Annotated in this window: 9 protein-coding genes and 3 pseudogenes; 11 read left to right on the plus strand and 1 reads right to left on the minus strand. The window is 62.2% G+C overall.

Annotated elements, in window-relative coordinates:
• The first annotated feature begins 156 nt into the window (after positions 1–156).
• Positions 157–432, plus strand: a complete 276-nt coding sequence (locus BR41_RS09450; protein ID WP_035055672.1) for a YkgJ family cysteine cluster protein — start codon at positions 157–159, stop codon at positions 430–432.
• Between the two features lie 147 nt (positions 433–579).
• Here the strand turns inward: BR41_RS09450 and BR41_RS09455 are convergent, their stop codons facing one another.
• Positions 580–1,431, minus strand: coding sequence for a tetratricopeptide repeat protein (locus BR41_RS09455; protein WP_035055674.1), 852 nt, complete (start codon positions 1,429–1,431; stop codon positions 580–582).
• Positions 1,432–1,696: 265 nt separating this feature from the next.
• Between BR41_RS09455 and BR41_RS09460 the strand changes: the two are divergent.
• The 10 genes and pseudogenes from BR41_RS09460 to BR41_RS09495 form a co-directional block, all read left to right on the plus strand.
• Positions 1,697–2,270, plus strand: a pseudogene (locus BR41_RS09460) (glutathione peroxidase); the annotation flags it as partial.
• Positions 2,246–2,365 (plus strand): annotated as a pseudogene (locus BR41_RS25550) (thioredoxin domain-containing protein); the annotation flags it as partial. The pseudogenes BR41_RS09460 and BR41_RS25550, both read left to right, overlap by 25 nt.
• Positions 2,348–2,431 (plus strand): annotated as a pseudogene (locus tag BR41_RS25555) (thioredoxin domain-containing protein); the annotation flags it as partial. The pseudogenes BR41_RS25550 and BR41_RS25555, both read left to right, overlap by 18 nt.
• A gap of 289 nt (positions 2,432–2,720) precedes the next feature.
• Positions 2,721–4,109: a dihydrolipoyl dehydrogenase gene (locus tag BR41_RS09465; protein WP_035055677.1), complete on the plus strand. Its 1,389-nt coding sequence runs from the start codon at positions 2,721–2,723 to the stop codon at positions 4,107–4,109.
• A gap of 171 nt (positions 4,110–4,280) precedes the next feature.
• Positions 4,281–7,322: a D-2-hydroxyglutarate dehydrogenase YdiJ gene (gene ydiJ, locus BR41_RS09470; RefSeq protein ID WP_035055679.1), complete on the plus strand. Its 3,042-nt coding sequence runs from the start codon at positions 4,281–4,283 to the stop codon at positions 7,320–7,322.
• Positions 7,323–7,473: 151 nt separating this feature from the next.
• Complete coding sequence (locus tag BR41_RS09475; RefSeq protein ID WP_035055681.1) at positions 7,474–8,208, plus strand: MotA/TolQ/ExbB proton channel family protein; 735 nt, start codon at positions 7,474–7,476, stop codon at positions 8,206–8,208.
• Position 8,209: 1 nt separating this feature from the next.
• Entirely contained in the window at positions 8,210–8,647 is a 438-nt protein-coding gene (locus BR41_RS09480) for an ExbD/TolR family protein (protein WP_035055683.1), read from the plus strand.
• A gap of 104 nt (positions 8,648–8,751) precedes the next feature.
• Positions 8,752–9,498 carry a substrate-binding periplasmic protein gene (locus BR41_RS09485; RefSeq protein WP_169741278.1) on the plus strand — a complete coding sequence of 249 codons (747 nt, stop codon included), beginning with the start codon at positions 8,752–8,754 and terminating at the stop codon, positions 9,496–9,498.
• Positions 9,499–9,675: 177 nt separating this feature from the next.
• Positions 9,676–10,557: a fructosamine kinase family protein gene (locus tag BR41_RS09490; RefSeq protein ID WP_035055687.1), complete on the plus strand. Its 882-nt coding sequence runs from the start codon at positions 9,676–9,678 to the stop codon at positions 10,555–10,557.
• A gap of 20 nt (positions 10,558–10,577) precedes the next feature.
• Positions 10,578–12,584 (plus strand): site-specific recombinase, encoded by a 2,007-nt coding sequence (locus tag BR41_RS09495; protein WP_051710592.1) that lies wholly within the window; start codon positions 10,578–10,580, stop codon positions 12,582–12,584.
• The last annotated feature ends 61 nt before the right edge of the window (positions 12,585–12,645 follow it).

Genomic DNA, 12,645 nt, shown 5'->3' on the forward strand with positions numbered 1-12,645 from the left:
CTGAGTACGACGGGATGTGCCGGTTTCGTTGTAAGCGGCGAGCTTACTACAACTTGGGGCTGTGTCTACATCCAAATGGCATTCCGTTCTACCGGCAGTCGGGACAAAGCGGGCTGGGCTTGCTTGCAAGGCGGGGTGCGGGTTCCAATCCGGGCCATGTCTGATTTATCCCTCTCCTGCCGCCCACGTTGCGCCGCCTGCTGTATCGCCCCATCGATCTCCAGCCCGATTCCGGGCATGCCCGACGGTAAGCCGGCAGGTGTGCCATGCGTACAACTAACTGATGATTTGATGTGCGCCATCTTCGGCGACCCGCGTCGCCCGGCGGTGTGTGGCGGGCTGCAACCTTCGGCGGAGATGTGCGGAGCGGATCGGGAGGCGGCGCTGGTCTGGCTGACCGCGTTGGAGGTTGCGACCAGCCCGGCGCACTGAGTGGTGTTGGCAAGATCGGCAAGCGGCATTGCACCGCGTATCGCCGGGGGCTGATTCGATCAACCCCACGCATCAACCCCACTCAAATACGGAGCAGGCCACGCACGCGTTGCATACGGGCGCAGCCTGCGGGCGGGGGCTGGCTAGTTACCAGCTATCGTTGTTGCCCATGTCGACACCACCACCGCTATCGCTGCTGCTGTCGTTGCTCCCCCAATCCGGACCATTGCCGAAATCGACGGGCTGGGTTTCCAGCTGTTGGGTCGCGTAGTCGTTGCCGGCCGGGGCATTGGGCGCTTCGGTATAGCGGGGCGGCTGGGCATAAGAAGATTCGTTGCGGCGATGATCCAGCATCTCTTCCACCAGCATGCCGGCGGCGAAACCACCTGCAGCCCCGGCGATGGCCGCGCCGGCCCCACTGCCGCCGCTGCCATTGTTGATGATGGTCGTGCCACCGCCGCCACCTCCTGCGTAGCCGGAGTAGCCCCCACCGGAATAGCCACCGCCCATTCCACCGCCGACCGGCATCACCGTTGCGTTATTGCGGCGGTTGAAGATGACCGCCAGCAAGATGGCACCGCCGACCAGCAAGGCAATCACCAGCCATATCGGGAAGCCGGACGAGTGTGCTTGCTCGTCCGGGGCACGCACGACTTGCGCCGGCGCGTTGTTGCGGTGTTGTGCCGCTGCCAGCAGGGCCTCGAATTGGCCGAATTTTTCCGGATTGGTGAAGTGGATCTGCGGATCGATCTGCTTCGCTTTGGCCGCTTCCGTCGCCGCTTGGCCCATCTGGCCGTTGTGCGCCAGGATTTCGGCATAGATGTAGTGCGCTTTGGCTGACTCGGGGTGCGCGCTGACCGCCTCTTGCATCATGGTCTGGGCGTGCTGGTAATCGCCCTTGCTGACCGCATCCTTGACTTGTTGTTCGCTGGGCGCAGCCAGACACAAGGTTGCCGAACACAGCGTAATGAGCACCAGCGCTCGGGCAGAACGAAACATCGCAATCTCCTTGGACATGATTCGTGATGAACCATACGCGCATGACATATGGGCAGCTGCGGCGGATTCTAGCGCTTGTCGTGGCGTACTGGATGAACGGCGTGTTGCGGTGCGTTACCGACCTTTGCCGCTAGTCCCGATCAATAGTATTTTTTTACTAAAATCGTCGTAACAATCAATTAGAACAATTGATCGGTATTCGGGATACTTCGTCTGTCGCTGCGATGCAGCCCCCAAATTCAGTGTCAGACCAAGGAGATCCACCATGTTCCAGAATCGTGAAGGCCAACGCGTACCGAACGTCACTTTCCGCACCCGCGTCAACAATGAGTGGAAGAACGTCACCACCGACGACCTGTTCAAGGGCAAGACGGTTGTGCTGTTCTCGCTGCCGGGTGCATTTACCCCGACGTGTTCGTCCACCCATCTGCCGCGCTACAACGAACTCGCGCCGGCATTCGCCAAGAACGGCGTTGATTCCATCCTGTGCGTGTCGGTCAACGACACCTTCGTAATGAACGAATGGGCCAAGGATCAGGAAGCCGCCAACATCGTCATGGTGCCGGATGGCAACGGTGAATTCACCGATGGCATGGGCCTGCTGGTCGACAAATCCGACTTGGGCTTCGGCAAGCGCAGCTGGCGCTATTCCATGTTGGTGAAGGATGGCGTGGTCGAGAAGATGTTCATCGAGCCGGTGAAAGAAGGCGACCCGTTTGAAGTGTCCGATGCCGACACCATGCTCGACTACATCAACCCGACCGCCAAGAAGCCGGATCAGGTCGTCGTGTTCTCCAAGGTCGGCTGCCAGTTCTGCGCCAAGGCCAAGGCCCTGCTGACCGAACACGGTTACGACTACGCCGATGTGCCGCTGGACAACAAGGTGCGCGGCAAGGTACTGGGCGCTGTGTCCGGTGGCGTGATGACTGCGCCGCAAGTGTTCATCAACGGCAAGCTGATCGGCGGCCACGAGCAACTTGAGAAGTTCCTGGCGAAGTGATCTTGCTCCCCTCGCCCGCTTGCGGGAGAGGGGCCGGGGGTGAGGGGAGTGCCAATTGCATCGACCTTAGCAAGCACCCTCTTCCTGGCCCTTTCCCACTAATTAGCTGAGCAAGGCTGAAGCCTTGCACGCGAGTGAGAGGGAACAGATAACAACTTGTTTCAAGTGATGTGCGTTGCCCCCTGAATAAAAGGGGGCAACGAGGGATGCGCCAATGGTGATCCCGTTGGCGTAGTGATCCCCGTAACCCCCTTACGCAAGGGGAGATAACAATATTGGAGTACCCACCATGAACACGATCCACATTGATGTTGCTGTCATTGGCGCTGGCACCGCCGGGCTGGCTGCGTATCGCGCCGCCAAGGCTGCTGGCAAATCCGCCGTGGTGATCGAAAGCGGCCCCTACGGCACCACTTGCGCCCGCGTTGGCTGCATGCCGTCCAAACTGCTGATCGCCGCCGCCGAAGCCGCGCACGAGCTGCGCCATACCGCCCCATTCGGCGTGCATGTCGATGGCGATATCCGTATCGATGGCCGCGAAGTGATGGATCGCGTGAAGCGCGAGCGGGATCGTTTCGTTGGTTTCGTGGTGCGCGGTGTCGAGAACATTCCGGCTGAGGACAAGCTCGTCGGCCAAGCCCGTTTTGCCGATAACACCACGCTGCAAGTGGGCGATATCACCGTACACGCCAGCCGCGTGGTGATCGCGACCGGCTCCAGCCCGTCGATTCCCGAGCCGTTCAAGGTGTTCGGCGACCGCCTGATCATCAACGACGACGTCTTTGCGTGGGATACCCTGCCGCGCCGCGTGGCGGTGTTCGGCCCCGGCGTGATCGGCCTCGAACTCGGTCAGGCGTTGTCCCGTCTTGGCGTGCATGTGCGGATGTTCGGCCACGGTAATTCGGTTGGGCCGCTGTCCGATCCGGCCATTCGCGACTACGCCAAGGCTGCGTTTCAGAGCGAGTTTTACCTTGATCCGCATGCCAAGATCGAACACATGGCGCGGGATGGCGATGAAGCGGTCATCACCTACGTGAACCTCGCTGGCGAAACCGTGACCGAGCGTTTCGACTACGTGTTGGCCGCGACCGGTCGTCGCCCGAACGTGGCCAATCTGGGGCTGGAAAATACCGGCTTGGAACTCGATGCGCGTGGCGTGCCGGTGTTTGATGCGACCACCCTGCAATGCGGCAAATCGCCGGTTTTCATCGCTGGCGACGCCAACAACATCCTGCCGTTGCTGCATGAAGCGGCCGACGAAGGCAAAACCGCGGGCGAGAACGCCGCCAACTACCCGAACGTGAAGCCCGGCCTGCGCCGCGCGCCGATCGGCGTAGTGTTCAGCGATCCGCAAATCGCGATGGTCGGCAAGCGGTTCGCAGATCTCAAACCGGGGACGTTCGTGACCGGTGAAGTGAGCTTCGAAGACCAGGGCCGCAGCCGCGTGATGCTGAAGAACCGGGGCCTGATGCACGTGTATGCGGATAGCGAAACCGGCCGCTTCCTCGGCGCCGAATGGACCGGCCCGCGTGCCGAGAACATCGCCCACACGTTGGCTTGGTCGGTGCAGCAAGGCTTGAGCGTCGCGCAGATGCTGGAGATGCCGTTCTATCACCCGGTGGTGGAAGAAGGCTTGCGCACTGCATTGCGTGATGCGGCGGCGAAGCTGGCGGCCTGATCTGATCTCCATGTAGTTGCAGCACCATGAAAGCCCGTTCTCTGACCTTGGGGGACGGGCTTTTTGTTTTGCAGCGTTCGGGCCACGCTGCAAGCGCGTGCACGGCACTCGCCTGGCCGGGCTACAACTAAAACAAGCCTCTGGATCGTTCACCTGCAGGGAACGTACCTCATGATTCCCCGCCTTGCCCCGCAGCCCGTTACCGATTCCCGCTACCTCGAGCTGGCGGCGCAGCTGCGGTTGTGCGGTTTTGCTGGCGAGATCAGTGCCTCGCAGGCGGATCGTACGGTGCTGGCGACCGACAACTCCATCTATCAGGTACAGCCGCATCTGGTGGTCTTTCCCCGTGATAGCGACGACGTGGTGCGGCTCGTGCATTTGCTGGCCGAGCCGCGTTTTCGCGCGCTCACGCTCAACCCGCGCGGCGGTGGTACGGGCACCAATGGGCAGTCGCTCGGGCACGGCGTGATTGTCGATGTCTCGCGGCACATGAACCGCATTCTGGAAATCGATCCGGCCGGACGGCGAGCACGGGTGCAGGCGGGCGTGGTCAAGGATCAGCTCAATGCCGCGCTTGCCCCATACGGGCTGTTTTTTGCGCCGGAACTCTCCACCTCCAACCGCGCCACCCTCGGCGGCATGATCAATACCGATGCCAGCGGGCAGGGCTCGTGCCTGTATGGCAAGACCCGCGATCACGTGCTGGCGCTGACCACGGTGTTGCTGGACGGTACGGTGTGGCAATCCACGCCGCTGGAAGCTACGGAACTGGCGCAGCTTCGCCAGCGTGACGATCGGGTCGGCGCGGTGCACCGCCTGTTGGACGATATCGAGCGTGAGCACGTAGCGCTGATCGCCGAGCGCTTTCCCCGGCTCAATCGCTGCCTGACCGGCTACGATCTCGCGCATATCCGCGATGCCGCCGGCCGCTTCGATCTGAACGCGATCCTGTGCGGCGCGGAGGGCACGCTGGGATTGGTGACGGAAGCGTGGCTGAATGTGTTGCCGATCCCCAACTGCAGTGCGCTCGTGAATGTGCGCTATGCCAGTTTCGACGCGGCCTTGCGCGATGCACCGGCGCTGATGGCCTTGCAGGCTGGCTCGATCGAAACCATCGATTCGACCGTGCTGGCGTTGGCCCGTCAGAACATCGTCTGGCATGGCATACGCGAGTTCTTCCCGGACGATGCCGAGCCGGCGCAGGGTATCAATCTGGTCGAGTTCCTGGCCGACAGCGAGGAGGAACTTGCGCAGCAGCTGGCCCGCGTCGAGGCCGCCCTGCAAACCAGTCTACAAGGGGGCCGGGACGCGAATGGCCGCCGTGGCTACACCGTGGCGCATGGCGCGGCGGTCGGGCGCATCTGGGGCATGCGCAAGAAGGCCGTCGGGCTGCTAGCGAACATGCAAGGCGAGGCGCGGCCGGTTCCCTTCGTGGAAGACACCGCTGTGCCGCCGGAGCATCTGGCTGATTACATCGCCGAATTCCGCGCACTGCTGGATGGGCATGGGCTGCGGTACGGCATGTTCGGCCATGTCGATGCTGGTGTGCTGCACGTGCGTCCGGCGCTGGACATGACCGATCCGGCACAGGAAAAGCTGGTGCGCGTGATCAGCGATGGCGTGGTGGCGCTCACCCGCAAATACCACGGCCTGCTGTGGGGCGAGCACGGCAAGGGGGTGCGCTCCGAATACGCGCCGGCGTTCTTCGGGCCGCTTTATCCCTTGTTGCAACAGATCAAGGCCGCGTTCGATCCCTACAACCAGCTCAATCCCGGCAAGATCGCCGCGCCGCCGGGGCAGGATTTATGGCAGATCGATGGCGTGCCGACCCGCGGCCAGCACGATCGCATCATCCCCCTCGCAGTACGGCAGGATTTCGACGAAGCGCTGCATTGCAACGGCAACGGCGCTTGCTACAACTTCGACCCGGACGACGCCATGTGCCCGTCTTGGAAAGGCACGCGGGAGCGCCGGCATTCGCCCAAGGGACGTGCGTCGTTGCTGCGGGAATGGCTGCGCCAATTGGCGCAGGCCGGCGTCGATCCGCTGGCGGAACTGCATGCCCCGCCGCGCTGGCAGGACTGGCCGCAACGCCTGCGCAACACACTGGCACAGCGTGGGGGCGAGGCGGATTTTTCACATGAGGTGATGGAGGCCATGCAGGGCTGCTTGGGCTGCAAGGCCTGCGCCAGCCAATGCCCCGTCCGGGTGGATGTGCCGGAATTCCGTGCCCGTTTCCTAGCGCTGTACCACAGCCGCTATTTGCGGCCGCTGCGGGATCATCTTGTGGGCGGGCTGGAGAGCATGCTGCCGTGGATGGCGCGTATGCCGGGCCCCTACAACGCACTGGCAGGCGGCGCAGCTGGCCTGCTGCGGCAGGTGGGGCTGGTGGCTACGCCGCGCTTGTCCGGCATCGATCTGGCCGAAGCGGCGGCTGGCAGCGGTTTTGCGCTTGCAACGCCGGATGCGCTGGCCGCGCTGGACGATGCGCAGCGTGCCCAGTCCGTTATCGTGGTGCAGGACGCCTTCACCACCTTCTTTGAAACATCGCTGGTGCTGGATTTGCTCGCGCTACTGAGCGAACTGGGTTTTACACCACTGTTGGCCCCGTTCGCGGCCAACGGCAAACCGCTGCACGTGCATGGCTTTCTGCCGCAATTTGCCAAAGTGGCCCATCGCAACGCAGCTGGCTTGCAAGCACTGGCGGCCAGCGGCATCCCGCTGATCGGGCTGGAGCCGGCCATCACGCTGACCTACCGCGCCGAATATGTGAAAGCGCTGGGGCCGGGCGTGGCACCCAAGGTGCAATTGGTGCAGGAATGGTTGGCTCCATTGCTTGCCGGACGGCCTGCGCGCAGCGGCGGCGGCCAGCATTATGCGCTGCTGTCGCATTGCACCGAACAGACCGCTGTGCCCGGTGCGGCGCAAGACTGGCAGCGGGTGTTCACGGCATCGGGGCTGGCGCTGGAAATCCGCGCCGTCGGCTGCTGCGGTATGGCCGGCACTTATGGCCATGAGGCGGAACACCGCGCCATGTCCGAGCACATCTACCGCTTGAGCTGGGCCGCGCAAGTCGCCGGGGCGGAACCGGGCCGGCTGCTGGCGACCGGCTATTCCTGCCGCTGCCAGGCGGCGCTGGTGGACGGCGTGCGGTTGGATCATCCGGTGCAGGTGCTGTTGCGGGAGTTGCACCGTAGGCCCGGTCAATTTTGACCCGCGCGAGGCAGGGTGTGGACGGCCGTGGAGTTTGCGGGTGACGCCTGACGGCTAACCCGTACTACGTGGGCCGGCAGACGTCATGGCTAAGTTGTTTATGATAACCATTATCATTTAACATAAACCTCTTTCGCCGGACAAAACCGAAATGGATAACAACCCCTTTGGCATCGCTGCGTTGTGGGTGCAGGGCGATTTCGTCACGCGTGGTGTGGCCGCCTTGTTGCTGCTGATGTCGATCGCATCGTGGTGCGTGATCGCGCTCAAGGCATGGCGCTTGGTCAAGTTGCGTCGTCAGGCCCGCTCCGCCGCACATGATTTCTGGCACCAGCGCGATTTCGCTGCCGGCCTTGCTACCTTGGGCGATACCAAGCTCGATAACCCGTTCCGCAGCCTGGCCGAAGAGGGCGCGGAATCGGTGGCGCACCACGCGCAGAACAAGTCCGACTTGCACGGTGCGTTGAACGTGAGCGATTGGGTGACGAGCAATCTGCGCCGCGCCATTGATGACGCATCGCAGGTGATGTCGTCCGGCATGGCAATCCTGGCTTCAGTCGGCTCGACTGCGCCGTTCGTAGGCCTGTTCGGCACGGTCTGGGGCATCTATCACGCGCTGGTCAGCATTGGCGTATCCGGTCAGGCCGGTATCGACAAAGTGGCTGGCCCGGTGGGCGAGGCGCTGATCATGACCGCCTTCGGTCTCGCCGTCGCCATTCCGGCCGTGCTGGGTTACAACGCGCTCACTCGCGGCAATAAGGCGGTGCTGGCTCAGCTCAACCGGTTTGCCCACGATTTGCATGCCTACTTCGTGACCGGTGCGCGGGTCGGCAGCAACACTGCATCGTCGCCCGTGCCGCAGCTCAACATCGTCGGGGCTCGTTGACATGGCTTTCGGAACGCTCGACGACAGCGGCGATGACGTGATGAACGAGATCAACATGACGCCGCTGGTGGACGTCATGCTGGTGCTGCTGATCATCTTCATGATCACCATGCCGGTGCTCGCCAACCAGGTGAAGCTCGATCTGCCGCGCGCTGCTGCTACGCCACCGGATCAGAAGAAGCCAGCGGCCTTGCTGGTGTCGATTGATGCGGCCGGCCAGCGCTGGCTGGATGGCGCGAAGATCGACGAGGCCAGGCTGGAGGTCAGAATGAAATCCGCCGCCACCCAGCAGCCACAGCCGGAGCTGCACCTCGCCGCCGACCGCAACACCCGCTACGAGCTGATCGCGCAGACGATGGCGATGGCACAACGTGATGGTCTGGCGCGCATCGGTTTTGTGACCGATCCATCGGCCACTGCCGCTACACCCGCCAAATAGCATCGCATGCCAACGGCTTGAACTCACCCCCCTGCAACCGCTACAACGGGATGGCGTCGTAGCGATCGCTACGGCGTTTTCTCTGCGGCGGACGAATGGATTGGATGAAACACGGGTGGATGCGTCTTGGCGGGCTGATCCTTGGCCCCATGGCGCTGGCGTCGGGCTTGGCATGGAGCGGTCAGCCGGCGCAGCTGGCTACCGGGGAATTTATCCCGTATGTCAGCGCGTCGTTGCGGGCGAAAGGCATATCCAGCGAGATCGTGACCGAAGCCTTCCGCCGTATGGGGCGGCCTGCCGCCCTCACCTTTCTGCCCTGGCGACGGGCCTATGAGGAAAGCAAACGCGGTGATTTCGAAGGCAGCTTTCCGTGGGCACGCAACGCCGAGCGGGAGCTCGATTTTCTCTATTCCGATCCGCTGATCGTCGATCACATCGCCATTTTCGTGGCGCGGGATTCGCCAGTGAAGCATCAAGCGGATCTGACCGGCCGCGTCGCCTGCATACCGGCAGGCTGGGATCTTGTGCAGAGCCAGGCGCTGATCACGCAGGCCAGCTTGCGTCTGGAGCGCCCGCCCGACTTGCCCAACTGCATGCTGATGTTGCGTGCCGGCCGGGTCGATCTGGTGCCTGTCAACGAGATGGCGGGCTGGGACACGGCCCGCCTGGCCTTGGGCCGGGCCGATGTGGTGCGCACCTTGCCGGAAGTCGTCGGCACCGACACCACCTACCTGATCGCGCCTCGCAGCCGCCCGGAATCCGTCGCGCTGATCGCGGCATTCAACAAAGCGCTACAGAGCATGCATGCCGACGGCAGCTATCAGCGCATCCTCGCCAGCTGGATGCCCTGAGACTGCGTTGATTTCGGCAACCTCGTAGCCGTCCGGGCTACGGGCTGACCCGGATTCGGATTTTTCCGATCCGCGGGGACATGGCCCCAGCCTGTGCGGAACGGGCATCGCTATTGCACCGGCCGTCGATGGCATTGTTGCCTCGACGCATTTTGTGCCTTGCGGCATGCTTGCGGCATGATTCACTCTCCTCCAACTCGCTGGCAAACCGTGGCTGATGCGTTGTCGCGCCAGCTTGGCGTGACAGTGACCGTGCACGACGCCATGCCGGTATCGGGTGGGGACATCAACGTCGCTTACCGGCTGCACACCAGCGTCGGCCGCTTCTTCATCAAGCTCAATCGCACTGATCGGCTCGACATGTTTGCCGCCGAAGCACGCGGTCTGGCTGCGTTGGCGGCCGTTATCCGCGTCCCCAAGCCGATCACATATGGCGTCGACGACGACCATGCGTGGCTGTTGCTGGAATGGCTGGATCTGGACGGTCGGGCCGATGAAGCGCAGCTGGGCGAACAACTCGCCGCCGTGCATCGCCTCACCGCAAAGCAATTCGGCTGGCCGGAAGACAACACCATCGGCAGCACGCCGCAGGCCAACGGCTGGCTGGATGACTGGATCACGTTCTGGCGCGAGCGCCGCTTGCAACCACAGGTCGAACTTGCGGCACGCAACGGTTTCCGCTTCGACGAAGCAACCAAGTTGATCGACGCCTTGCCGTTATTCTTTGCCGGCTACACACCGCAGCCCTCGTTGTTGCATGGCGATCTGTGGGGTGGCAACGCAGCCGGGTTGGCCGACGGCACGCCAGTGCTGTTCGATCCGGCGTGTTACTACGGCGACCGCGAAACCGATCTGGCCATGACCGAACTTTTTGGCGGTTTCGGCCCTCGATTCCAGGCGGCTTATCGCGCGGCGTGGCCGCTCGATGGCGGCTATGCGCTCCGGCGCGATCTTTACAACCTCTACCACGTGCTCAATCACGTGAACCTGTTCGGCGGCGGCTATGCCAGCCAAGCCGAACGGATGGTCGGCCGGCTGCTGGCAGCGGTACGCGCATGACCTCGAATACGGGAGACTCAATGGAAAACACGCTGCGTGTCATGACCGCTGCTGGCAACGACCAATCGTTTACCTTGTTGCGCGAACTGGTCGACGGTATGCGCCCGCGCCATATCGACGACGAACAAGCCGCCACCAATAGCGTGCAGGCGCTGGCCTACTTGCTGGAAGCGCACGAGGAGTACCGGGCCGCCGTGCGCCGCCATTTGCTGCATCTGGTGTCGACCCGCAAGCAGGTGCGGCTCTATACCGACAGCGGCGTGCTGTCGAACGAGACATTCTTCTCCGCGTTGATGAAGCGTATCGGCCACCGGCTGTTGCCACCGGTGTTCGACCCGGCCTCGCTCAAGGACGTCTTTGGCGCGATTTTTTACCGCAAGGATGATTACGTCTGGCTGGAAAGCGTGCCGCGCGAAGTCTGGTTCGACCTCGGCCGTGCGTTGCATTTCGGCGAGGAAACCGATCAGGACAGCATCAACCTCACCCGTTTGCAGGTGCTGGAAGCGGTGCAGGTGTTGTCCTGCCGGCTTTCCGCCATCGGGCTGGAGCCGGAAATCGTCCTCAATCATCCGGACGGCGACCGCTTCGAATCGCCCTTCGTGCGCCAGAACGTCGAAGCGCTGGCCTATATCGAAGGCTATCGGCGCGACATGATCGAAAAGCGCCTACCGGATGAGGACGTCAAACCGATTCTGGTGCTGCTCGATCAATGTGAAGACATCGTCGCCCGCGTGCGCAAGTCCGCCCACAAGACCGGTATCTCGGTCAGCCTGACCTACCACCTGTTGCGCATCCGCCAGCACATCGAACGCCTGCGCACGCTGCTGTTGATGATCGACCCGGCGCCGGCCCCGGAAAAAGCCGATCTGATCGTCGATAGCGCGCTGGTGCTGGTGCGCGCGGAAAACCGCAAGTACGCAATCCGTGACGTCTTCGCCGAAAACACCGAGTTGCTGGCGCTGCAAGTGACTGAACACGCCAGCCACACCGGCGAGCATTACATCGCCGAAAACCGCAGTGAGTGGATCAGCATGTTCAAGTCGGCTGCCGGTGCCGGGGTCATCGTCGGTTTCATGGCGCTGTTCAAACTCCTGATCGGCAAAGCGCATTTGCCGTTGCTGCTCGAAGCGCTGGCGTTCGGCCTGAACTACGCGTTCGGCTTCATGCTGATCCATGTGCTGCATTACACGGTGGCGACCAAGCAGCCGGCGATGACGGCGGCCAAGATTGCCGAATCGATTCACCAGGGCAGCAAGATCGGCAAGAAGTCGGTCAATCTGGATGATCTGGCCGATCTGATCGTCAAGGTATTCCGTACCCAGTTCGTGGCGATCCTTGGGAATGTGCTGCTGGCCATTCCGGTGGCGCTGGCGATTGCACTGGCGTGGAAATACAGCTTTGGCGAACCGGTGATCGATATGGCCAAGGCCGATCATCTGCTGCACGACACGTCGCCGATTGCCAGCCTGGCGATCTTCCATGCCGCCATTGCCGGCGTTTGCCTGTTCTTGTCCGGTTTGATTTCAGGCTATTACGACAACAAGGCAATCTATAACCAGATTCCGCAACGTATTGCTGCTTTGCCGCTGCTGAATAAGGTATTTGGTGAATCCCGCACGCGCCGTATTGCGCGCTATATCGAAAGCAATCTGGGCGCATTGGCGGGGAATTTCTATTTCGGCATGATGCTGGGGGTGATTGGCACCATTGGCGTATTGCTCGGCTTGCCGATTGATATCCGTCATATCACTTTCTCTTCGGCTTATCTGTCCTACGCTGAAGTCAGCTATAACTTCGCCCTGAATTGGCAAGTGGTGGCGATGACGCTGCTGGGTATTGCGCTGGTTGGTTTGACCAATCTCGCGGTGAGCTTCGGTCTGGCACTCTGGGTGGCATTGCGCGCCCGCCGACTAACGTTCAGCGCAACGCGGCCATTGGTAGGTAAGCTATTGCGTCGCTTCTTCAAGCAGCCAACCGCATTCTTTGTTCCGCCGCGTGCACCGGTTGAGCCCAAAGACGAAACTTGAAGTTGCAAATAAAGTGGCAAATGACCGTTCGGACGCAATACCGGGTCGAACCTTGGGCCGA

It is taken from the genome of Andreprevotia chitinilytica DSM 18519 (genome assembly GCF_000711875.1).
Taxonomy (GTDB): Bacteria; Pseudomonadota; Gammaproteobacteria; order Burkholderiales; family Chitinibacteraceae; genus Andreprevotia; species Andreprevotia chitinilytica.